This is a genomic window from Pseudomonas syringae, assembly GCF_000737245.1.
Taxonomy (GTDB): Bacteria; Pseudomonadota; Gammaproteobacteria; order Pseudomonadales; family Pseudomonadaceae; genus Aquipseudomonas; species Aquipseudomonas syringae_J.
The window spans coordinates 38,717-61,534 of the sequence record NZ_JPQU01000017.1; the positions used below are offsets into that span (position 1 = coordinate 38,717).

The 22,818-nt window shown below is 56.9% G+C and carries 24 protein-coding genes, 1 tRNA gene and 1 pseudogene; 21 read left to right on the top strand and 5 right to left on the bottom strand.

The window, feature by feature from the left end; all coding sequences use genetic code 11:
• Positions 1-272: 272 nt before the first annotated feature.
• Positions 273-938 (bottom strand): YceH family protein, encoded by a 666-nt coding sequence (locus IV01_RS21665; RefSeq protein ID WP_032625888.1) that lies wholly within the window; start codon positions 936-938, stop codon positions 273-275.
• Between the two features lie 141 nt (positions 939-1,079).
• Between IV01_RS21665 and IV01_RS21660 the strand changes: the two genes are divergently transcribed.
• Positions 1,080-1,589, top strand: coding sequence for a DUF1993 domain-containing protein (locus tag IV01_RS21660; protein WP_032625889.1), 510 nt, complete (start codon positions 1,080-1,082; stop codon positions 1,587-1,589).
• 54 nt (positions 1,590-1,643) lie between these two features.
• On the opposite strand, the gene nhaR is transcribed toward IV01_RS21660, so the two are convergent.
• Positions 1,644-2,546, bottom strand: a complete 903-nt coding sequence (gene nhaR / locus IV01_RS21655; protein WP_032625892.1) for a transcriptional activator NhaR — start codon at positions 2,544-2,546, stop codon at positions 1,644-1,646.
• A gap of 133 nt (positions 2,547-2,679) precedes the next feature.
• Between nhaR and IV01_RS21650 the strand changes: the two genes are divergently transcribed.
• Positions 2,680-2,916, top strand: coding sequence for a hypothetical protein (locus IV01_RS21650; protein WP_032625893.1), 237 nt, complete (start codon positions 2,680-2,682; stop codon positions 2,914-2,916).
• A gap of 32 nt (positions 2,917-2,948) precedes the next feature.
• Positions 2,949-3,707, top strand: a complete 759-nt coding sequence (locus tag IV01_RS21645) for a TerC family protein (protein WP_032625895.1) — start codon at positions 2,949-2,951, stop codon at positions 3,705-3,707.
• A 79-nt stretch (positions 3,708-3,786) separates the two neighbouring features.
• Here the strand turns inward: IV01_RS21645 and IV01_RS21640 are convergent, their stop codons facing one another.
• Positions 3,787-3,966 carry a hypothetical protein gene (locus IV01_RS21640; RefSeq protein WP_032625898.1) on the bottom strand — a complete coding sequence of 60 codons (180 nt, stop codon included), beginning with the start codon at positions 3,964-3,966 and terminating at the stop codon, positions 3,787-3,789.
• 223 nt (positions 3,967-4,189) lie between these two features.
• Between IV01_RS21640 and IV01_RS21635 the strand changes: the two genes are divergently transcribed.
• On the top strand, positions 4,190-4,876 hold the full coding sequence (locus IV01_RS21635; protein ID WP_050507281.1) for a hypothetical protein: 687 nt from the start codon (positions 4,190-4,192) through the stop codon (positions 4,874-4,876).
• Between the two features lie 43 nt (positions 4,877-4,919).
• Here the strand turns inward: IV01_RS21635 and IV01_RS21630 are convergent, their stop codons facing one another.
• Positions 4,920-6,203 carry an NAD(P)/FAD-dependent oxidoreductase gene (locus tag IV01_RS21630; protein ID WP_032625900.1) on the bottom strand — a complete coding sequence of 428 codons (1,284 nt, stop codon included), beginning with the start codon at positions 6,201-6,203 and terminating at the stop codon, positions 4,920-4,922.
• A gap of 186 nt (positions 6,204-6,389) precedes the next feature.
• On the opposite strand from IV01_RS21630, the gene IV01_RS21625 reads away from it, so the two are divergent.
• The 10 genes and pseudogenes from IV01_RS21625 to ycaC all read left to right on the top strand — a co-directional run bounded on the left by IV01_RS21625 (position 6,390) and on the right by ycaC (position 14,168).
• Positions 6,390-6,466, top strand: a tRNA-Val gene (locus IV01_RS21625).
• A gap of 247 nt (positions 6,467-6,713) precedes the next feature.
• On the top strand, positions 6,714-7,451 hold the full coding sequence (locus IV01_RS21620) for an NUDIX hydrolase (protein WP_032625902.1): 738 nt from the start codon (positions 6,714-6,716) through the stop codon (positions 7,449-7,451).
• Between the two features lie 173 nt (positions 7,452-7,624).
• Positions 7,625-7,795: pseudogene (locus IV01_RS26820) on the top strand (alkylhydroperoxidase); the annotation flags it as partial.
• A gap of 130 nt (positions 7,796-7,925) precedes the next feature.
• Positions 7,926-8,438, top strand: a complete 513-nt coding sequence (locus IV01_RS21615) for a chalcone isomerase family protein (protein ID WP_032625903.1) — start codon at positions 7,926-7,928, stop codon at positions 8,436-8,438.
• 25 nt (positions 8,439-8,463) lie between these two features.
• Positions 8,464-8,985 carry a DUF3833 domain-containing protein gene (locus tag IV01_RS21610; protein WP_032625905.1) on the top strand — a complete coding sequence of 174 codons (522 nt, stop codon included), beginning with the start codon at positions 8,464-8,466 and terminating at the stop codon, positions 8,983-8,985.
• 291 nt (positions 8,986-9,276) lie between these two features.
• Complete coding sequence (locus tag IV01_RS21605; RefSeq protein ID WP_032625907.1) at positions 9,277-10,194, top strand: LysR substrate-binding domain-containing protein; 918 nt, start codon at positions 9,277-9,279, stop codon at positions 10,192-10,194.
• 264 nt (positions 10,195-10,458) lie between these two features.
• Positions 10,459-10,875: a DoxX family protein gene (locus IV01_RS21600; protein WP_032625909.1), complete on the top strand. Its 417-nt coding sequence runs from the start codon at positions 10,459-10,461 to the stop codon at positions 10,873-10,875.
• Positions 10,868-11,497 (top strand): antibiotic biosynthesis monooxygenase, encoded by a 630-nt coding sequence (locus tag IV01_RS21595; protein WP_050507282.1) that lies wholly within the window; start codon positions 10,868-10,870, stop codon positions 11,495-11,497. The genes IV01_RS21600 and IV01_RS21595 overlap by 8 nt, the downstream gene beginning before the upstream one ends.
• Positions 11,498-11,647: 150 nt before the next feature.
• Positions 11,648-13,486: an amidohydrolase gene (locus IV01_RS21590; RefSeq protein ID WP_032626073.1), complete on the top strand. Its 1,839-nt coding sequence runs from the start codon at positions 11,648-11,650 to the stop codon at positions 13,484-13,486.
• Between the two features lie 52 nt (positions 13,487-13,538).
• A complete protein-coding gene (ycaC, locus tag IV01_RS21585; protein ID WP_032625913.1) occupies positions 13,539-14,168 on the top strand; it encodes an isochorismate family cysteine hydrolase YcaC in 630 nt (209 codons plus the stop codon).
• Between the two features lie 289 nt (positions 14,169-14,457).
• Here the strand turns inward: ycaC and IV01_RS21580 are convergent, their stop codons facing one another.
• Positions 14,458-15,678 carry a YbfB/YjiJ family MFS transporter gene (locus tag IV01_RS21580; RefSeq protein ID WP_032626075.1) on the bottom strand — a complete coding sequence of 407 codons (1,221 nt, stop codon included), beginning with the start codon at positions 15,676-15,678 and terminating at the stop codon, positions 14,458-14,460.
• A 134-nt stretch (positions 15,679-15,812) separates the two neighbouring features.
• On the opposite strand from IV01_RS21580, the gene IV01_RS21575 reads away from it, so the two are divergent.
• From IV01_RS21575 to IV01_RS21545, 7 genes are all read left to right on the top strand, one after another.
• A complete protein-coding gene (locus tag IV01_RS21575) occupies positions 15,813-16,685 on the top strand; it encodes a LysR family transcriptional regulator (RefSeq protein ID WP_032625915.1) in 873 nt (290 codons plus the stop codon).
• Positions 16,686-16,916: 231 nt separating this feature from the next.
• Positions 16,917-17,768: an STAS domain-containing protein gene (locus IV01_RS21570; protein ID WP_032625917.1), complete on the top strand. Its 852-nt coding sequence runs from the start codon at positions 16,917-16,919 to the stop codon at positions 17,766-17,768.
• A gap of 4 nt (positions 17,769-17,772) precedes the next feature.
• Entirely contained in the window at positions 17,773-18,135 is a 363-nt protein-coding gene (locus IV01_RS21565) for an STAS domain-containing protein (protein WP_032625918.1), read from the top strand.
• Complete coding sequence (locus IV01_RS21560; RefSeq protein ID WP_032625920.1) at positions 18,132-18,536, top strand: anti-sigma regulatory factor; 405 nt, start codon at positions 18,132-18,134, stop codon at positions 18,534-18,536. Before IV01_RS21565 ends, IV01_RS21560 begins: the two co-directional genes overlap by 4 nt.
• Positions 18,527-19,543: an ATP-binding SpoIIE family protein phosphatase gene (locus IV01_RS21555; protein ID WP_195758745.1), complete on the top strand. Its 1,017-nt coding sequence runs from the start codon at positions 18,527-18,529 to the stop codon at positions 19,541-19,543. The genes IV01_RS21560 and IV01_RS21555 overlap by 10 nt, the downstream gene beginning before the upstream one ends.
• Positions 19,536-20,393 carry a sensor histidine kinase gene (locus IV01_RS21550; protein WP_050507283.1) on the top strand — a complete coding sequence of 286 codons (858 nt, stop codon included), beginning with the start codon at positions 19,536-19,538 and terminating at the stop codon, positions 20,391-20,393. Before IV01_RS21555 ends, IV01_RS21550 begins: the two co-directional genes overlap by 8 nt.
• Positions 20,383-22,338 carry a response regulator gene (locus IV01_RS21545; RefSeq protein WP_032625921.1) on the top strand — a complete coding sequence of 652 codons (1,956 nt, stop codon included), beginning with the start codon at positions 20,383-20,385 and terminating at the stop codon, positions 22,336-22,338. The genes IV01_RS21550 and IV01_RS21545 overlap by 11 nt, the downstream gene beginning before the upstream one ends.
• Positions 22,339-22,818: the final 480 nt, after the last annotated feature.

A 22,818-nucleotide genomic window follows, 5' to 3' on the forward strand; every position in this document is an offset into this window, starting at 1 on the left:
CACCGCAGTTACAGCAACCGGCGCATATTAGGCCTGTTGCAGCGGTTTGTTCTAATACCGTTCCTTAGAAAAATCAGCCAGTGGGTAATTCTATGTTTGCCTGCATTATTGATACTTCGCAGGAGCGGCTTAAGCCGGTTCCACAGATTTAATTGGTTCTGTGGGAGCGAGCTTGCTCGCAAAGAGGCAATGCAGGCCAGAACATGATTTGCGAGCCAGACATCGCCTTCGCAAGCAAGCTTGCTCAGAACTGGAACATGCTGATTCTGGCCTTACTCCAGCCTGGACAAGCGTTCCTCCAGAGCCGCAATCCGGGCTTCCAGTTCATCCAGGCGCTCGGCCGAGGGCGAGTGACTTGTAGAGGGGCGATCCGTTGTGGTTTGCCGGGTCGCGAGGATGTGCTCCAGATCTTGAGAGCTGCCCAAGGCGTGCATGTAGCGATCCTCGCGCTGCCCCGACTGACGCGGCAACAAAGTCGCAAAACCTCGGGCGATCAGCCGGTCCAGCTGGTGAACCACTTGCTCGGCATCTTCAAAGTCGTGCATGCGATTGCTGCGTGTCAGTAGCTCATTGACCGTCTGAGGGCCACGTAGCAGTAGTAAGCCGGTGAGGATGACCTGGGCGGGCACCAGTTCCAGATTTTTGTCGACACGATGTTCCCAGCGATCGGCGCGGCTACCCATCACCAGCTTTGCCAGGCCGCGGCCTTCGAGGCCCCGCAGGCTCTGACCGACCGCTCCTGGATTAAGATTCATCACCGGATCACGGCTGGTTTTCTGATTACAGGCTGTGACCAGAGCGTTCAGCGTCAGCGGATAGGTTTCCGGACTGGTTGCCTGCTTTTCGATGAGGCATCCAAGGATGCGGACTTCGGTGCTGCTGAGGTTCAGCCCGGAAGTTTCGTCAGCAAGCGTCGTCGAGGACGGGTCAGTGGTCATGGCGCTTTCCGTAGGCGATGGCGGGCAGTCAGCCTAGGGCGTGCTGGCAAATAATTCCAGCAGCAAATGACTTCGTGAAACAGGCGCAACCTTGAGGCTTGCCCATGGCTATAATCAGCCACTTTTCAAAAAGGACCTGTCATGACTATCTCCATGTATGCCGCATCTGTTCCGGTTTTCCAGCAAATGCTCAACGCTTTGAGCGCTATCCTGACCAAAGCCGAAGCCCACGCTACGCATAAAAACATCCAGCCAGAAGCGCTGCTACAGGCCCGACTGTTTCCGGACATGCTGAACTTTACCCGCCAGGTACAGATTGCGGTGAATTTTGCCAAAGGTGCATCAGCGCGTCTGGCTCAGGTAGAAATGCCGAAATACGATGACACCGAGACCACCTTCGCTGAGTTGCAGGCGTTATTGGCCAAGACACTGGAATTCATTGGCAGCATCAAGCCGGAGCAGATCGACGGCAGCGAAGCGCTTGAAATCATCCTGCGCCCAGGTACACCGAAAGAAAAACGCTTTACCGGTCAAAGCTACCTGCTGACTTACAGCCTTCCGCAGTTTTTCTTCCACGTGACCACAGCTTATGACCTGCTGCGTCACAACGGCGTGGAAGTCGGCAAACGCGATTTCATGGGTACCGTTTAAATCGCAACCCTTTACCGCTGAGCCCTTTAGTTCTGGATTTGTCTGGATGGGGTCTCAGGGTGAGTCAGTAAAGAGCTTGCGTCGGGCACCTTCGGTGATGGCGACTATGCCGGGGTGCTTGATCTTGCGCTCGACGGAGATGGCGTAAAACGACTCGGTCACGGCGTCTGTCTGGCCGAGAAGCACGACACCATATTGCGCCTGGACCTCGTCGGCGATCACGCTGGGCGCGACGAAAATCCCGCTCCCTGACTTGCCAAATGCTTTCATCAAGGCGCTGTCATCGAACTCGCCTATGATACGGGGCTGCACTTTCAGCTCGGCAAACCAGCGCATCAATCGGCTACGAACTACTGTCTCTTGCCCTGGAATCAGCAAGGGTGCCCCTTGCATGCCAAACGGAAAATTTTGCCCGTAGCGTTCGAAGAGCTCTGCTGTAGCAAAAAAACTGATCCCGCATTCCCCCAGCTTTTGGCTGTAGCCCTTGATGTCCAGGTGTGAAGGCATAGGGCTATCGGAAATCACCAGATCCAGGCGTTGAATGGCCAGGTCAGCCAGCAATCGTTCCAGTTTGTCTTCTCGACAGGTAATCCGCACCGGCTCGCTCAATTCCATAGTGGGCGCTATGAGCCTGTACACAATGGATTTAGGCACTACATCAGCCACTCCCACCCGAAACAGGATTTGCTGCTCATCGGGCTGCGCGCGGATGACGGCCTCCAGCTCATTTCCGATCTGAAACATTTGTTCGGCGTAGGGTAGGGCAAGGCGTCCGGCTTCGGTCAGCTCGAGTTGTCTGCCGACCCGCTGGAACAGATCGACTCCAAGTGACTGCTCAAGCAGACTGATCTGGCCGCTAATGGTTTGGGCGGTGAGGTTCAACTGATCGCAGGCGCGCACAATGCTGCCGGTTTTGGCGACGACCCAGAAGTAATGAAGCTGACGATAGTTGAGCATGACGGGTCCCGATTCGGTATTGCCGAAGTATATCGTTAATAAATACGAATTTTCCTGATTATCACATCTCTCTAAGATGCTGGCCTATCGCCGGAGCATCCTTAGCCTCCGGCTTCATGTACTGAGGCACTTTATGATTAAACCCATCTTCGCTGCGCTGATTGCGTTGCCGCTTCTGGCTCTGTCCGGCTGTGACCAGATTGAAACCTCTTCAAAGCAACTATTGAGCACTGCTGCGGATTCTGCGAAAAAGGCCATCGACGACACGCATAAAGCTGCAACCGATGCGCTGGATGATGCAAGGCAGGATCTTTCGATGGCTCAGCCTGAGTCTGAAAAGAAAGCAGACAAAGCCAGCCAAGAAATTTAACGTCATCTCAATACTGAATCAGGGCATCGCACATGGAATATCTGTTAGAACTCGCTACAAGTCCTGCCGCCTGGGTTGCTTTGGCAACGCTGGTCGTCATGGAAGTGGTATTAGGCATCGATAACCTGATCTTCATCTCGATCCTGACCAATAAATTACCAGCACATCAGCAGCAAAAGGCTCGCCGTCTGGGTATCGGTATGGCGTTGTTCCTGCGTCTGGGCTTGTTGAGTACTGTCGCGTGGATCGTGCAGTTGACTGAGCCGGTGATTGATATTCTGGGTCAGGTGTTTTCCTGGAAGGACATGATCCTGATTGCCGGTGGTCTGTTCCTGGTCTGGAAAGCAACCACAGAGATACACCACAGCGTTGATGTGAAAACCGAGGCCGAGAAGAAAATCGAATCGACAGTAACGCTCAGCATGGCTGCAGCGATTGGTCAGATTCTGGTACTCGACCTGGTGTTCTCGATCGACAGTATCATTACGGCAGTCGGCATGACTGAACACTTGCCGATCATGATCATCGCTGTGGTCTCGGCTGTTGTGGTGATGCTGGTTGCTGCCGAACCTCTGGCGAAGTTCATCAATGACAATCCGTCAGTAGTGATGCTGGCGCTGGGCTTTTTGATCATGATCGGCATGACGCTGATTGCCGAAGGCTTCGGTGCCCATGTGCCTAAAGGCTACATCTACGCAGCCATGGCGTTCTCGGCCTTGATCGAGGTGCTGAACCTTTGGTCACGCAAAGCGAGGCTCAAACGAGAAGCAAGTCAGGCATCTGATGCCTGACAGCAAGGCTGAAGACTAAGTCGCAAGAATAAAAGGTCGGCGCGGTTAATACCGCCCGACCTTTTTTATTGAGCCCTGGTCAATGGGCCGGTATGTGCTGCCGGCTTTTGGATGGCTTCTCGGCTTTGCCGGCTGAAGGTTTTACCTGACGGTAAGGGTGATGATGACGACGAGAAATTCGCATCACGCCCCAGAGCATCGCGCTGGCCACGGCCAGCCATGCGGCGATCAGCATCACGATTGTCATTTCCAGGCTCATACGTCCTCCGCGGACCATGCTTTCTTTATGCAGTCCTATGAATCGACAGTCTAGCCCTGCGGATGTTTCCGTAAGTTGACCAGTGGTCACCCACTCAGGACTGATTAGATCTATTAGCTGCTCATGACTGGGTGTTGAGGCTATACCCGGCTCCCGCCGCGACCTATGATCAACCCTCAAGCCGGGCCGCAGGTTGTCTGGCGTTTTGCGGAAGTGAGTGAACATGTCACCGGTTTTTTTTCGATCCTGTGCCGCAGGAGTCAGGCCACTGCGGCTCGTGCTGGCTTTCGCCTTGGTGCTGACGGGGTGCGCCTCGACCGTTACACCTGAAATCAAACGTTTGCCGGATCGCGTAGAGCTCAATAACGTACCGTTTTTTCGGGGCAATGCTTATCAAAGTGGCCCCGGCGCGTTGGCCAGTATGTTGTCGTATCAACGGGTGCAAATAACCCCTGGCTTGCTGGATAAACCGCTGCAACTGCCGGGTGGCGAGTCCAGGCTTGAACAAAGCCTGCCGCAAGTGGCGCGTCAATACGGGTTCATGGTTTATCCGCTGGACAAGGGCCTGCCTTCATTGCTCACCCAGGTCTCCGCTGGTTATCCAGTGATGTTGCGTTTTGCTGAAGGCACGGTTTTCACTGAACCGCGTTATGCAGTACTGGTGGGTTATAACCGTAATAAGCAGACCGTTCTGCTGCATTCGGGGATGAACCGCCATTTACTGATGAGCTTCAGCAGCTTCAGTTCGGCATGGGAAAGCGCCGGTAGCTGGGCTGTTTTGATCCAGAGCCCACGTCAGTTGCCGGCCAATCTGGACGAGCAGCGCTGGATCAAGGCGGCCAATGATTTGGCGCAAGCGGGGCAGGAACAGGCTGCGGGCGAGGCGTTGAAGACCTTGAAGGCACGCTGAAATGAATACGGCGCCCATGAGCGCCGTTTCATAACACGACTTTCTAGAAACCCAGCTTGTCCCTGAGGCTGTAGTACCAGGCGCCTAACGCCGTCAGCGGCGTACGCAAAAGTTGGCCGCCGGGGAAAGGGTAATGGGGCAGCCCGGCGAATGCATCAAATCGCTCGGCTTGTCCGCGCAATGCTTCGGCGAGCACCTTGCCTGCCAAGTGGGTATAAGTCACACCATGCCCGCTGCATCCCTGGGAGTAATAGATGTTATCGCCTAGGCGCCCGACCTGAGGCAGGCGCGACAGAGTGAGCAGAAAATTCCCCGTCCAGGCATAGTCGATCTTCACATCCTTGAGCTGCGGGAAGGCTTTCAGCATGTTGGGCCGGATAATTGCCTCGATATTGGCAGGGTCTCGCGCTCCGTACACCACGCCGCCGCCGAAGATCAGGCGCTTGTCAGCGGACAGACGATAGTAATCCAGCAAATAATTGCAGTCCTCGACGCAGTAATCCTGAGGCAGCAGGCTGTGAGCCAGCTCGTCGCTCAAGGGTTCGGTGGTGATGACTTGAGTACCGCAAGGCATCGACTTGGCCGCCAACTCCGGCACCAGATTGCCCAGGTAAGCGTTACCGGCAACGATCACAAAGCGCGCCCGGACCTTACCGTGTTCAGTATGCACCACGGGGTTGGCGCCACGCTCTATCCGCACGGCTGCTGATTGTTCGTAGATGATGCCGCCCAGAGACTCAACCGCAGCGGCTTCGCCCAGTGCCAGGTTCAACGGATGAATATGTCCACCCGTCATATCTAGCATTCCGCCGATATAATTCTCACACGCAACGACTTCGCGGATCCGACGCTGATCCATCAACTCAAGTTGAGTATGGCCGTAGCGCTCCCACAAGCGCTGCTGGGCTTCCAGATGACCCATCTGTTTACTGGTCAGCGCGGCGAACACGCCGCCATCCTTCAAGTCGCACTGGATCTGGTATTTGGCCACTCGCTCGCGAATGATCCCCGCGCCTTCAAACGCCATCTGCCCTAGAAGCTGGGCTTGTTGTGGGCCGACAGTGCGCTCGATGACGTCGATGTCGCGGCTGTAACTATTAACGATCTGCCCGCCATTACGTCCGGACGCACCGAAGCCGACCTTGGCAGCTTCCAGTACCGTTACGCGAAAACCGTGCTCGAGCAAAAATAGGGCGCTGGACAGCCCCGTATAACCTGCGCCGATCACACAAACGTCAGTTTCCACATCGTCTAGCAGCTGAGCACGTGGCGGGGCGGCGTTAGCCGAAGCTGCGTAGTAAGACTGCGGATAAGGAGTGTTCGCCATCCTTCAACCTCCGTTTAATATATTTTACGAATGGTCAGATCCTACCGGAGATCAAAAATCTCCACCAGCCGGGCACGAAACAAAGCGGCAAATCGCCACAAACGAAAAATTTCGCATATTCATAGAGTTAGCGCGAAAAAAGGTGTTGACACACATTTGAATATCCGTAGAATGCCGACCCACAGCAGGCGCGTAGCTCAGTTGGTTAGAGCACCACCTTGACATGGTGGGGGTCGCTGGTTCGAGTCCAGTCGCGCCTACCAAACTAAATCCGGTCCTGCTGCCGGTACTAGAAGGGCCAACCGAAAGGTTGGCCCTTTTTTGTTGCGCGGAGGAAAAGACGATATACACAACTTTCGCGAAATCTTGGCTTGGAACACCGGATCAGTCTCTATTCCTCGATTAGTAGCGAGAAGCGCTCCATGACGATTAGATCGAAAGTTGACCAGGTTTCGAAGCGGCGCCCACCGCACTACAATCTCGACATTTCGATCAGTCCAAAGGTGCACCGTGCATTTCAAACGGGACAGATTCAACGGCATCATTATCGATCCCGCTTCGCTGCCGGACGGCCCGCAGGCTGTGCGTAGCGCGGTGGATGCGCTAGTCGTCCGCATCCAGCATAAGCGTCTGGCTCTGGCCTGGATCACACTGCCGATCAGCAATGCTCAAAGTATTCCAGTCTTCACTGCCGCAGGTTTTTCCTTTCATAGCTGTCTGGCCGAGCAACTGACTCTGGTGCGCCGCCCATCCGAGCAGGCGTTCGTCCCATTCGTACCCACACATACAGTCGGGGCGGGGGCGATTGTGATTAACGACGCAGGGGAGTTGCTCGTCATAAGGGAGAGAGGCACCACCGGGTTCAAGCTCCCAAGGGGGCATGTAGATCCTGCTGAGCGAATTCAGGATTCGATCGAGCGCGAGGTGCTTGAGGAAACCGGGATTGAGTCGAGGTGCGAATCCATCGTGGCGTTCACCACCAGGCACCCGTATCAATTTGGCAAATCTAATATTCACTTCATCTGCCGAATGACGGCCCTGACCCAGCGTATCAACGTACTGGACACCGACGAGATCGAAGAGGCGAAATGGGTTGCACTGCAAACCTATCTGGCAGACCCCGGTAATAGCCTGTGGAACCGACAGTTGGTCAGCAATGTGGCGTTTAGCCAAGGGCTCGTTTGCACTGAGTATTCCGCCAACATCGGGCCTCACAGAAAGCAGGAGATTTTCACGGCGGTTGGCTGATCAGACTCTCTTCTGAATACCGTCATCCGCCTTACTTGCTCCGACAGATGGACAGGTGAGTTCGGCCGCAGGTCTGGAAGGTCTGGTTGCCGACCATCAGTCTCGATGGAGGGACCCCGGAGCAGATCGCGGTGCTGTAGGAGAGTCATCCTTAGGCCAGGGTCTCCGGCTATGACCTGACCCTGGCCCCGGCCTCATTCACAGCCGAGCACATTCAGCCTTTGCGGGCTCAAGGTCTGGATGACGCTCAAATATTGGACCTGACCCATGCGATTTCGATTTTTGCCTGGGCTAATCGCTTGATGCTGAATCTGGGTGAACCTGTCTTCAAGGCGAACCTGTAATTGCCCCGCGTATTAGATCAGTCGTTTGAATAAAATCGACCATTTGTTGTACAAGGTCGTCATCTGCGTATAACTTTATCTGAGGGTTCGACAGTAAACCTGTCGGCATTTAGCGTGAAGGAATTACGCGATGCGGCATTTGTGGTTGATGGTTCTGTTATTGGTGAGCGGTCCGGCTCTGGCTCGCTGGCAAGAGGTACTGCCTGGCGCCCACTTGCTCGGCGGCGGAGATCTACGGGTCTTCGGCTTTCGGGTCTACACAGCCCGTCTGTGGAGCACGGACACGCCGTTGAGCGGGGATATACCGTTCGCTCTGGAGCTGACCTACCATCGCGATATCACCCGCGAGGAGTTGGTCGAGGCCAGTATCGACGAGATAAAACGCACTTCGCCGCGCCCCGTTAGCGAAGAACAGCTCGTCAAATGGCAAGCGCAGATGGCTCAGGCATTCGTCGATGTGCGGGCCGGTTCGAAAATCACCGGTGTCTATCTTCCGGGCCGCGAAGCGCGATTTTATGTGGGTGAAAAGCTACAGCATGTTGTACAGGATCCACAATTCGCTAAAGCCTTCTTTGATATCTGGTTGAGCCCGAAAACCCGTAATCCCGAGCTGCGCGAGCAATTGCTGGGCAGTGTGAAATGAATAGCTTCAGTGGGGGACTCAATACATGTTCAAAACGATTCTGATAGCGGCCTGCATCGGGCTGGCGGGTTGCAGTGGGGTACAGGTCAGTCAGTACAGCCAGGAAACGCCGAAGCTGGATTTACGCGAATACTTCAATGGCCGGGTGCTGGCCGACGGTATATTTCAAAAGCGTTCGGGCGAAGTGACCAAACGCATGCATGTGGTCATCGATGGCAAAAGCCAAGGCGATGCGCTGATCCTGCAGGAGGCGTTCACCTACAGTGACGGCAAAAAGGAAAGCCGTGTCTGGACCTTGCTCCCCGACGGACCGGGGCGCTGGAAAGGCACCGCTGCCGACGTTGACGGTGAAGCATTCGGCGAGGTTTCAGGAAATGCCTTCCATTGGCGTTATGTGCTTAACCTCAAAGTGGATGACTCGACCTACAAAGTCTCTTTTGACGACTGGATGTATCTGCTTGACGACAAGACCCTGGCGAACCGCTCATACATGAGCAAGCTGGGTGTGGAGTTGGGGCAGGTCACGCTGTTTTTCCGTAAGCAGTGATTGTCAGCCGATTTGTTCGCCAACGGGACTGGCGCGAGGCCGTGGGACCGGCTTTAGCCGGCAAGCCTGCATTTCAGGCGCCTTACTTCTGAGGCTATTCCGGCCTCTTCCCGGCTGAAGCCGGTCCCACGACAAGCCTACGCCTTCTCCAGAGGCGCATGCCTCCACGCAGAATCACTACCCCAAGTATGTAAAAGCACAAACATACAAGTCACTACGCCGATAACAGTGCCTACTTGACCCGCAGACGAGCCTCGCGGCGTTTTCAGTCCTCAGTCTCTGGAATCTTAGATGAATCGTAATGACTTGCGCCGTGTCGACTTGAACCTGTTGGTCATCTTTGAGGCGTTGATGTTTGAACGCAACCTGACCCGGGTCGCGGAAAAACTGTTCATGGGGCAGCCTGCGGTGAGTGCGGCGCTGGCGCGACTCAGGGACCTGTTCGACGATCCGCTGCTGTTACGCAACGGGCGTGGAATGGAGCCGACGGCACGGGCGCTGGACATCCTCAAGGAGATTCAGCCAGCACTGGACACTATTTCCGGTGCCGTCAGCCGGGCGAAAGATTTCGACCCCTCCACCAGTTGCGACGTCTTTCGCATCGGGCTGTCCGACGATGCCGAATTTGGCCTGTTGCCACCTTTGCTCCATCAGTTGCGTGAAGAAGCCCCTGGCATCATCGTTGTCGTCAGGCGTGCCAATTATCTGTTGATGCCAGCGCTGCTGGCCTCCGGGGAAATTTCCGTGGGTGTCAGCTACACCACTGAGTTACCCGCCAACGCGAAGCGCAAGAAGCTCCGGGATATTGATTGCAAGGTGCTGCGTGGCGACTCGCGCCCGGGAGCATTGACCCTCGATGAATACTGCGAGCGACCCCATGCGATGGTGTCTTTTTCAGGCGATCTGAGTGGCAACATCGACATGGATCTGGCCAAGGTCGGCCGCAGCCGCAAGGTGGTTCTGGGCGTCCCTCAGTTCAATGGTTTGCGTGCCTTGCTGGCGGGCACCGAATTGATTGCCACAGTGCCCGATTATGCCGCGTGTGCCCTGGTGGAAGGCTGTGCGTTACGTGCCGACGACCCACCGTTCCCGATTGTCGCCGCAGAGCTGTCAATGGTCTGGAGCGGTGTGCATGACAACGATCCTGCCGAGCGCTGGCTGCGTTCGCGGATTATCCAGCATATGTCCAAGACGCCTGACGTCGGCTGATCAATACCCGCACACATCCCCTGTAGAAGCACACGGAAGACCAGTGGGAGCGAGCAAGCTCGCTCCCACAGAGTTATGCATACTGCCATCTCCCGCACGCAGCGCCGCATAGATTCCCTCAAACCCAGGTTTGCGCACACGTAGCCCTAAGAAAGCACAAGCATTCAATTATCATTTCGCACTCACCGCGCATTATCGAATCCAGAGTTGGCCCTTACAGGCAAGTCCCTGTTCTGGTCATTCCTATGATTGCGGGTGTGCCAAATGAATCGTTCAACGCTGGAAAACAATGCACTTGACCTCGGCCTGCTGTTCCTCAGGCTCAGCGGCGCCGCCTTTCTCCTGGTCGTCCACGGCCTCCCCAAACTGCTGGATTTCCAGCATCAACTGACGCTTATCGAAGACCCTTTCCACATGGGGGCGCAGTTGACCCTGATCCTCGCAATATTTGCCGAAGTTATCTGCCCGCTGCTGATAGCGGCGGGGATGTTCGTGCGTCTTTGCTGCGTGCCCATCGTGTTTCTGTTGCTGGTCGCGCTGGTGGTAGTCCATCCGCAATGGAGCCTGGAAGAAGGCCAGTTCGGCTGGTTGCTGCTGATCATTTTTACCACTGTGCTGATTGCCGGGCCGGGACGGCTTGCCCTAAGCGCACGATTCAACGGAGCGGTACGGTATGCCTGACACAAATTCCCGATTGTCCGAAGCAGCAGTGATCAGTCAGCCAGCCTTCAGCGAGGTTGTCACTCTGGTGATCAAGCACCGGATCCGCGCTGGTCTGGAGACTGACTACGAGGCCTGGTTGCGCCGCATTGTTTCTATTGCTGGCAGCCATCCCGGGCATTTGGGTGTGGACGTGATCCGTAGCAAATCCGGTGGTCTGCATCTGTTCACCTGTGTATTGCGCTTCCATTCCACTGAAGCGATGCAGAGCTGGCTGGACTCGGACCAGCGTCGCGATCTGGTGGAGGAGGCCAGGCCGATGCTGGCGGACGGCGATCAGACCGAGGTCAACCCCCATAACGAATTCTGGTTTACACCGACCTCGGAAGCCTCCGCGTCTCCGCCGCCGCGCTGGAAGCAGGCCTGCGTGACGTTCCTGGTCATCTGCCCGCTGACCTTGCTGATTCCGGTGTTGTGGAGGCCGGTGTTTGCGTTGAGCCCACTGCTGGCCAACTACGTGGTCAGCACCGCGCTGGTCACGGTCACCATCGTTCTGTTGGTGTGTTACGTGATGATGCCTGCCGCGACCCGTCTGTTCGCGCCATGGCTGAACGCAGCGCAGAACCATGATCCCGTGGAGTGAGCCATGAGTGATGACGATCAGAACACCGATCAGCAACGACGCCGTTTTCTTGCCAAGGGAACGCTGCTCAGTGCCGCGGCGGCGATCCTTCCTTCTTTTCCCTTCGCTGGCTATGCCGGTGCCTCTCAATACTCTGTCGAAGGAACTACGATGAATGTCGAACTGATTCTTTACAACGGCCAGCTTCACACTGTCGATCGTGAAAAGCCCCAGGCCAGTGCCGTGGCTATCAGTGGCGGGCGGTTTGTTGCCGTGGGTACCGATGCTGAGGTCATGGCGCTGCGCGGCAGTGCTACCCAGGTCATCGACCTGAAAAAGCGTACGGTAATCCCTGGCCTCAACGACTCTCACTTGCATCTGATTCGTGGCGGGCTCAATTACAACCTTGAATTGCGCTGGGAAGGCGTGCCGTCATTGGCGGACGCGCTGCGTATGCTCAAGGAACAAGCCGACCGCACGCCGACGCCACAGTGGGTGCGCGTGGTCGGGGGCTGGAACGAGTTCCAGTTCGCCGAAAAGCGCATGCCAACCCTTGAAGAGCTCAACCAGGCCGCGCCAGATACTCCGGTGTTCGTTTTGCACTTGTATGACCGCGCCTTGCTCAACCGCGCCGCCTTGCGTGTCGCCGGTTACACGCGCAACACGCCGAACCCGCCGGGTGGCGAAATCGTCCGTGATTCCAACGGCGACCCAACCGGCATGCTGGTGGCTAAACCCAATGCGATGATTCTCTACTCGACCCTGGCCAAGGGGCCGAAGCTGCCACTTGAGTACCAAGTCAACTCCACGCGCCAGTTCATGCGTGAACTGAACCGACTGGGCGTTACCAGTGCCATCGACGCCGGCGGCGGCTTCCAGAACTACCCGGACGACTACGCGGTGATCGAACAACTGGCCCGCGAAAAGCAACTCACCGTTCGGATTGCCTACAACCTGTTCACCCAGAAACCCAAGGAAGAACTGGAGGACTTCAAGAACTGGACGAACACCGTCAAGTTGCATCAGGGCGATGACTTTCTGCGCCACAACGGCGCCGGGGAAATGCTGGCGTTTTCCGCAGCCGACTTTGAAGACTTCCTGGAGCCACGTCCGGACCTGCCTGCGGGCATGGAACAGGATCTGGAACCGGTGGTGCGTCATCTCGTGGAGCATCGCTGGCCATTCCGTCTACATGCGACTTATGACGAGTCGATCACGCGGATGCTGGATGTATTCGAGAAGGTCAATCGCGAGATTCCGTTCAACGGTTTGCCATGGTTCTTCGATCACTGCGAAACCATCACCCCCAAAAACATCGAGCGAGTCCGGGCCCTTGGTGGCGGTATCGCGATTCAGGACCGGATGGCGTTTCAGGGCGAATACTTCGTCGAGCGTTACGGCGCCAAAGCGGCCGAATATACGCCGCCGATCAAACGTATGTTGGCCGAAGGTGTGCCGGTAGGCGCAGGCACTGACGCGACTCGCGTGTCCAGTTACAACCCCTGGACCTCGCTGTACTGGATGGTCAGCGGCCGTACCGTCGGCGGTCTGGAGCTCTATCCGGAAGGCTTGTCCCGTAACGTGGCGCTGGAGCTGTTTACCCACGGCAGCGCCTGGTTCTCATCGGAGCAGGGCAAGAAAGGCATGATCAAGGTTGGCCAGCTTGCCGATCTGGTGGCGCTCTCGGCGGATTACTTCAGTGTTGACGAAGAGTCCATCAAGTGGATCGAGTCAGTCCTCACCGTCGTGGACGGCAAGGTGGTTTACGGCAGCGGCGACTTTGAAACCCTCGCCCCACCTCAGGTACCGGTTCTGCCGGACTGGTCGCCGGTGGTGAAGGTGCCGGGTCACTGGCGTCCGAACTCGCCGTTGGTTGCCCAGGTTCACCAGTGCGCCGGGCCTTGCACGGTTCACTCCCACAGCCATGAGCGGGCCCGGCTTTCCAATGTGCCAGTCAGCGACTTCCAGGGCTTCTGGGGCGCGTTTGGCTGTTCGTGTTTCGCATTCTGATGATTTGCCATGCGGCAATGTTGACATTCTGAAAACCTGAAGGAGTTATCCCATGAGTACTGCTACCCCTTGGAAACGCTTGAACAAAGATGACGCGGTTGTACTGCTGGTGGATCACCAGACAGGTCTGATCTCGCTGGTACAGGATTTCCAGCCGAACGAGTTCAAGAACAACGTTTTGGCCTTGGCTGATCTGGCCAAGTTCTTCAAGCTGCCAACTATTCTGACCACCAGCTTTGAAAACGGTCCGAACGGCCCGATGGTTCCCGAGCTCAAGGAAATGTTCCCGGACGCGCCGTACATCCCGCGCCCAGGCCAGATCAATGCCTGGGATAACGAAGACTTCGTCAAGGCCGTCAAAGCAACCGGCCGCAAGCAACTGATCATCGCTGGCGTTGTGACCGATGTCTGCGTGACATTCCCGACGCTGTCGGCACTGGCTGAAGGCTTCGAAGTGTTCGTGGTGACGGATGCTTCCGGCACCTTCAACGAAACCGTGCAACAGGCCGCATGGGCTCGCATGAGCGCCGCCGGTGCGCAACTGGTCAACTGGTTCGCTGTTGCCTGCGAGCTGCAAGTTGACTGGCGCAATGACATGGAAGGCCTCGCGAACCTGCTGTCGCCGCGCATTCCTAACTACCGCAATCTGATGACCAGCTACTCGGCACTGACTGCCAAGTAAGTTCTACCGCAAGTAAAAACGGCGCTCCACTTAGGTGGGGCGCCGTTTTTTTTGCCTGTGATTAGCGCTAAGACGGTATGCCTGTAAAACCGAGGTGCTTGCATCGCGGGCAAGCACCGCTCCCACACGTTATGTGATCTGTAGGAGCGAGCTAGCTCGCGATGAGCGATAAAGCGGTGGGTCTGACTAACCGCATATGATGCTTCGCGGGCAAGCCTTGCTCCAACAGGGGCGTGCGGCGGGGAACCGAGATCCTTCACAGGATGCACCTGCCAGCCGAAAACCATTCCTACGGATTCACCCGGTGATTATGGGCAACCAACCCCGCGACAAAGTCAGCCAACAGGGCAACCGCAATAGCGGCTGCGGCAATGACAAACAACATCACGTGATGGCCCCCGCTGGCGTTGAATATTGTCGAGTAGGCATAACCGCCCAGGGCCTGGAAAGTCGCGAAGGACACTGTCGCTCGGCTCCACGCCACTTGTTGCTGGTGATGGCTGGGCACCAGTTCGTGGATGCGCGCCAGGGCCAACGGCACGATGCCCGGTGGAAAAGAACCGATGATGATTGCCAGTACCGCCAGCAGCGCAAAGTTGCTGGTGCTGCACAGTACCGCAACCGCTACGGCCTGGACCGCCAGCACCAGGCGAATAGAGGTGCGGGCACCCATTCGGTCAGCCAGAAGGCCGTATATTACTGGGCCGAATATGGCGCCGACGCCATACATGATCCAGATCACAGCACCGACGTGGGTGCTCAGGCCCAGGCCACGGGTGACGTAGTCCACCAGAAAGACCATCGCTGGTACCAGTCCTACCGCCATCAGCGCATATTGGCCGAACAGTAGGTAAACCCCTGAATTGAGCGGCGCAGCCTGTTCAGGTTGATCGACGGCCGGTGCAGTAACAGCGGCGCTAGCGCTTGCCGATGGCCAGCCGAACCAGCTGATCAGGGTGAGTAGCAGCGAGACGATGCCCAGACCTATCCATGCATCTTGCAGTCCCAGAGACAGCAGGAACGGCACCAGGGTCCCGGATCCGGCAATGCCCACGCCAACGCCAAGAAAGATCGCACCACTGGCCAGCCCTTTGCGAGCTGCTGGCACATGGGGTATGACGGTCGAAGCCACCAGCACCATGATCGCGCCCCCGGCAATCCCCGACAGCAAACGCCAACTGAAGAACCAGCTGATGGACAACGGATAGGCACAAGCGAAGAACGATGCCGTCGCTACCAACATCATCAAGCGCAGGGTGTGACCGTTGGACAGCCGGGTCGCGATAGGCCGGCCTGCCAGGGCGCCGATCAGATAGCCAATCAAGTTGGCCGCGCTCAGATAAATCACATCCGAGGCCGAAAACCAGTGGGCCTGAATCAACGAAGGGATCAGGGGTGTATAGGCAAAGCGCGCGAGGCCGATGCTCACCAGGCTGGCGCATAGGCCTGCCAGAATGTGCAGCCAGACCCCTGAGCGCTGGGTAGAAACCGTGTCGGTTGTCGTGAGCATGATGGAATCCCCGGACATAATCGAATAAGCACCACAAAGTGCTTGGCTGAATCCATGGTAACGAGGATGATCGATGCAATCCTGCAGATATTTCTCACTGCTCATATGCAAAAATGCATCACCTTGGAGGCCCTGTGAATTGGGATGACACGCGGATATTTCTGGCCGTCTGCCGCAAGGCCACCTTGCGTGGCGCTGCGCGGGTGTTGAATGTCGATCAGGCGACTGTGGGGCGCCGGATCGCTGCTCTGGAAAAAGCCCTGGGTACCACGCTGTTTTTGCGAACCTCCGAGGGCTATGTTTTGACGGTGGCAGGGGAGGCCGCGCTCAAGTCTGCCGAGAAAATGGAACGCTCGGCGCTGGAGCTACAACGCCAGATACAAGGTCTCGATGACCGGCTGACCGGCGAAGTGCGCATCACCACCACCGACACCCTGGCGACCGACTTCCTGATCCCGGCCATTGCCAGCCTGCATCTAGAGCATCCCGATGTGAAAGTCCGGCTCGATACCTCCATCCAGATGTTGAGCCTGTCCAAGCGCGAAGCCGATATCGCCGTGAGAAACGTCAAGCCGGAGAATCCTGATCTGATCACCCGCTGTATCGCCCGCTGGCCGGTCGGGTTGTTCGCATCAGCGGACTACGCCCAGCGCAGAGGCGAGCCGGTGCCCGGATCGGGTTTCGCCGGGCATGACCTGATCATGTACCAGCCTTATCTGGAGAATGGCCGAGAAGCGACTATCGTTTCCGAATCGATCACCCACGGCCGGCTGGTGGCAACGATGAACACCGGCTTGATGATGCGTCGATCCATTGCTGCTGGCATCGGTATCGGGGAAGTGCCGGTATGCCTCGGCGAGGCTGACGGTTTGACGCGGCTATGGCCTGACCGGGAACGGCAGGGCACCTACGACATCTGGCTAGTTACCCATGAGGATCTGCGCCATACGGCACGTGTCAGGGCAGTGATTGAAAAAATTGTTGAAATGTTCGCCGTCGTGAGCTAAGGCAGGTTATCGTATGGATAGAGTCGCATCCGTTTGAATGGTTATAGCCCTCTAATGGTGCTCTATAACCCTTGACTGCCAGCCTTCGGCACTTTGCTGGCAGTGGCTGCTTGCATTTCGATTTAAAGCGTAGAGAATCGCGCCATAGCTACGCTCGTCCCCCCCCGTGTATGTCGATATTGCGCCCCTGATTGATCAGCGGCGCCGAAATTGTTCAGGAGTTAAAACAACATGGCAGCAGTGCAGCAAAAAACCGTGGACGCAATGAAATCGTCCCAGCAGGAACTGACTACCGCCTGGCTTTCGGCGCTGGAGGCCAGCGGCGCCACTCGCAATATCAAAGAAGACGACCTCAAACAGCAGGCAGCCGACTTCCTGCGTCTGGTGATTGCTGTGGCTGAAAAAGGCCGTCATCAGTCCCTGGCAGGCAGCGATTGGGACGAAATTCGCCAGTTTCTCGAAAAGCTTTCCCAAAGCCGTGCATTGATCGGTCAGGACTCCCAGCAGACCGCCAGCTTCGTGTTCTCGCTCAAAGGCCCGGTGTTCCGCTTGCTGCAACGCGAATATGAAGCTGAACCGGCTGTGTACGCCGAACAACTGCTGGAGCTTTCGGAACTGCTCGACGCTCTGGCGATGCACACCATCCGGACCTTCCAGAAGTCTCGCGAAAGCGTGATCAAGCGCCAGCAGGAAGAATTGCTGGAACTGTCCACGCCCGTGGTCAAACTCTGGGACGGCGTGCTGGCCCTGCCTATGATCGGCACGCTGGATTCCCAGCGTACCCAAGTGGTGATGGAGTCTCTGTTACAGCGCATCGTCGACACGGGGTCGGAGATCGCGATCATCGATATCACCGGCGTTCCGACTGTAGACACCCTGGTTGCTCAGCACTTGCTCAAGACGGTGACCGCCATCCGCCTGATGGGTGCCGACTGCATCATCAGTGGTGTGCGTCCGCAAATCGCCCAAACCATCGTGCACCTGGGGCTCGACCTGCAGGGTGTGGTCACCAAGGCTAATCTCGCCGATGCACTGGCCCTGGCGCTGCGTCGCCTGGGAATGACTGTCACCAAGGCGGTATGAAGTCATGGAACGTATACCTATTCTGCAGATGGGCGCTTACCTGCTGGTCACCATCCAGGTCGACATGCACGATCAGCTGGCCCTGACGTTGCAGGATGATTTGTCCGAACGGATCAGCAAAACGTCCGCCCGGGGTGTCTTGATCGACATCTCGGCGCTGGACATTGTCGACTCCTTTGTCGGGCGCATGATCGGCACTATTTCTGGCCTGTCACGCATCATGGACGCTGAAACCGTGCTGGTTGGCATGCAGCCAGCTGTGGCCATTACCCTGGTTGAGCTAGGCATGACCTTGCCGGGCGTCAGTACTGCGCTAAACGTCGAGCGAGGCATGAAGTTGCTCCAAGAGCGAGTGCTTGCCCAATGACCGTGCGCAGCAGCGGGACGCAACCCGTGCTGATCGAGCAGGATGTCGTGCTTGCGCGCCAGACGGCCCGCAAGCTGGCTCAGGAATGCGGCATGCGGTTGATTGACCTGACCAAGATGGTCACTGCTGTGAGCGAGCTGGCACGCAACACCATGGTCTACGGTGGTGGCGGTGACATGGATTGGCAGATTCTGGATGAAAACATGCGCACCGGCTTGCGCATAACCTTTCGCGACGAGGGGCCTGGCATTCCCGACCTGAAACTGGCCATGACTGATGGCTGGACATCCGGTAGCGGCATGGGGCTCGGCTTGACGGGCGCTAAACGGCTGGTCGATGAGTTTGAACTGGACACCACGCCGGGCGTTGGTACGCGTATATCGATCACCCGATGGACGTGAATCTGCGCGGCAGCCTGACTCAGGTTTTATTGATTGAAGACAGCAGTCAGGTGGGCCACGCCCGACGCATGGCTCAGCAACTGGCTGAAACCCTGGGATTCGACAGCGCGGATGCCGGCCGCGTCGCGCTGGTGGCCACCGAGCTAGCCAGCAACATCCTCAAACATGCGGTTCGCGGCGAATTGCATCTGCGGGTCTATGACAGCGCAGGTTTTTCGGCGGTCGAGATCATTGCCGTTGACCGCGGCCCAGGTTTCGACCTTCACTCAAGCATGCGTGATGGATTTTCCTCGGTCGGTACCCAGGGTATAGGGCTGGGTGCCATCGAGCGTCAGGCTGACGTGTTCGATGTTCACGTGGATGGCCGTGGCGCTGTAGTGCTTACGCGCTTTTTCCCACGCAATTGCAAGACCCGTGACCTGCGGATCGGTATTAACCAGCACTCCCTGCACGACGATCCAGCCTGCGGTGACGTCTGGTCGCTGGCTGTTCACGGCGAGCAGATAAGCGCATTGATCATTGATGGCCTGGGCCATGGTGAAGACGCGGAAGTAGCCGCTCGGGCAGGGGAGGTCGAGTTTATCCGGCAACCGTTCGATCGCGCAGAGCATGTACTTGAAGAAATGCACCATGCCATGAAAGGCACTCGCGGTGGCGCGGCAGCACTGATGCAGTTCGACGCGGCCAGTGGTGGGCTTCGCTTTGTCGGCATCGGCAATATTGGCGCAACCCTGCTCGATGAAGAAAAAAACCGAGGGCTTGCGTCCCATCCAGGCATTGTCGGGTTGCAGTTCAGGAAAGCTCAGGCTTTCGAACATGCTCAGGTGAACGGGCAATTATTGGTGATGTATAGCGACGGTCTGCAATCTCGTTGGAACCTGCGTGATTATCCGGGTCTGATCTATCGTCATCCTGCGGTGATTGCAGCGGTGCTGCATCGCGATTATTGCCGTGGCCGTGATGATGTCACTGTCCTGGTCATTGCCATGGAGGCCTTCAATGCCTGATTTGACCGCTGCCGAGCTTGAACTGCAAACCCTGCGCGCTGAGGCCGAAGCCTTGCGTGCTGAACTTGAAGAAACCAATCAGGGCGTACTCGCGCTTTATGCCGAGCTTGATAACCAGGCCGACGAATTGCGCCAGGCGTCGGATCTCAAGAGCCGTTTTCTGTCCTACATGAGCCACGAATTTCGTACGCCCCTGGGGTCGATCCTGAGTATCACCAGTCTGCTCAAAGACGAAATCGATGGACCGTTGAGTGGCGAGCAACATAAACAGGTGGCTTTTGTCAGCGGTGCCGCTCAGGAGCTGAGCGATATGGTCGACGATTTACTCGACCTGGCAAAAATCGAAGCAGGGCGCATCACTATTTCCGCCGCCTGGTTCGATATGTTCGACCTGTTTTCGGCACTGCGCGGAATGTTCCGGCCGATCGTCAATGCGTCGGAGGTTGATCTTATTTTCGAGGAGCCGGTGGGACTGCCCCGGCTTTATTCCGATGACAAGAAGCTTGCGCAGATTCTGCGTAACTTCATCTCCAATTCGCTGAAATTCACTCAGCGCGGTGAAGTACGGGTGTCGGCAAAACTGCAGGGTGACGACCAGATCCGCTTCGCTGTGACCGATACCGGCGTGGGTATTCCACAAGAGATGCACGGCGCACTGTTCGAGGACTTCTCTCAGATCGATTCACCGCTGCAGAAGCGCTTGCGCGGCACCGGTCTCGGTTTGTCGCTGTGCAAGCGGTTTGCTGAACTGCTCGGCGGACAGGTGGGGGTCGAAAGCCAGCCGGGTCAAGGCTCGACGTTCTTTGTCATCATCCCGCTGGCCATCGCTGCGGGGCACGGTGATGCGTGAATTGCGCCTGCTGATTGTCGATGACAACGCCGCCACTCGCTACGCCCTGCGTAGGCGTATGGAACGGCATGACTTTATCGTGTCAGAAGCAGGCACCGGCACTGAGGGGCTCGAACTTATTGCTTCGCAGATGCCTGATGCGTTAATCCTGGATGTGAACCTGCCGGACATGAGCGGTTTCGATATTGTCCGCTTGCTGCGCTCTGAGCCGCGTACGGCCTTACTCCCTGTGGTGCATGTCTCAGCGGCGTCGATTCAGACGGCGGATATCGTCACAGGTCTTGAAGCCGGGGCGGACGCATATCTGGTCCATCCCGTGGATCCGGACGTGCTGTTGGCGACCTTGCGCACCTTGCTCCGGGTAAGGGATACCGAATACGCCTTACGTGAGAGTGAAGCGCGCTTCCGGGAGATATTCGTCAACATCTCCGCGCCGATCGCGGTGATGGATGCCGATCTCAAAGTGCATGAGTGCAATCATGCCTTTGCCCGATTGATCCAGCAGAGCGCGGCACAACAGTCCGTGTATCCTTCGCTGGCTGGCGAACAGGACGAAATCGTTCAGGAACTGCGCGCCGGACTGCTGGCGGGGGAGCGCTGGAAAGGCACCTTGCGCATGGTGGTTCGGGGTGAGTTGCGCGAAACCGAATGGCAGATATCGCCCTACCGCACACCGCAGTTGAGCCTGGTCTTTATCGAGGATGTTACCGAGCACCGACGTCGCGAACAGTCACATCTCGAACAACTCGATACCGTCAACATCCAGTTGGCCCATGAAGTCGCCGAACGGGCCCGCACCGAAGCTCAACTGCTGCAGGCGCAAAAGATGGACGCGATCGGCAAATTGACCGGCGGTATCGCCCATGACTTCAATAACCTGTTGACCGGCATCATTACCGGCATCGAGCTGATCAAGAAGCGCACCGAAGAAAATCGTCCTGAAAAAATCATGCGTTATGCCGACGCGGCCCTGGCGTCCGCTTCCAGCGCGGCAGCGCTGACCCATCGATTGCTGGCGTTTGCCCGTCAGCAGCCGCTGGATGCACGGCCGATTGATATCAACCAGCATATCCGCTCGCTGGAAGACCTGTTGCGACGCACCATCGGCAAACGCATTGCACTGAAGCTGGACCTCACCTCGCAATCAGCGATTGCCCTGGTGGATGCAAGCCAGCTGGAGAGCGCACTGCTCAATCTGGTGATCAACGCCCGCGATGCGCTGCCCCAGGGCGGAACAATTCGGGTCACTACGTTTGCCGCGCACTCCACCGGTGATTCAAGACTGGCCGATGGTGCTTATCTGGCGCTCTCCGTTAAGGATGATGGGGTTGGCATCGAGCACAGTGTGATCGACAAGGTGTTCGATCCGTTTTTCACCACCAAGCCCATTGGCGAAGGCACTGGATTGGGGCTTTCGACCATTTACGGTTTCGCCCGGCAGTCAGGGGGCGATGTCGTGATTCGCAGCCTTGCGGGGCACGGCACTGAAGTCACGCTGATGTTCCCCGCCGGGATTGATGTAGTCCCTGCCCAGTCAGCGCCCAGTCTGCCGCCTCGCTTGGGGGCGGGGCAGCATATTCTGATCGTCGAAGACACAGCCTCGGTGCGGATGTTCGTCAATGAACTGCTCGTCGATAATGCCTACCGCTGCACTCAGGCCGCTGATGTGGCCACTGCCTTGTCGATACTGGAAAACGATGGATCCATCGACCTGCTGCTCACAGACGTAGGGCTGCCGCACATGAATGGCCGCGAACTGGCAGACCGGGCGCGGGGGTGGCGTCCCTCTCTGCCCGTGCTGTTCATGACCGGTTACGCTGAGAATGCCCTCAATCGGCAGAGTTTCCTGGGTGAGCGCATGGACATGATCATCAAGCCGTTCAAGCTGGGTGCATTGCTGGAAAAAGTCGACGCCATGTTGGCTTCCGGTGCACGTCAGATGTGATGGCTGGCCGGTTTCAAGTGACCGGTCAGTCACAATCAGAAATATGTAGTGCTCTAAAATAATCACTACATAACCATTGACGCATGCCTTTTCGACTTGCATTATGCAGCTGTCTCCCTGATCGGGAGAGCAGTAAAAGGGTGTTCCAGACATACACGACGAGCCGTCGTGATGTTCCCGGATGTGTGCTGCCCACAAGGCAGATTGATGAAGCTGAGCCAGCATGTGCGTCGTACGGCGTGGAGATGCCGGCGAGACGTCCTCATGAGGCTTGTGGCTGACGGTAGTATGGTTACCCTCGAATCAGGATGTTTCGCTACCTTTCCTCTCGTTTTGACACTGTTGCGTAGGGCTTTTTCATCAAGGCTACATGCATCTAGTCTAGTACCGGCTCTGCATGGGTGTGGACGATTTCGATCGTTCATCTGCAGCGATATGAATCAATTGGCCGATTTGATGATGTGTTTTAACTCACTAATT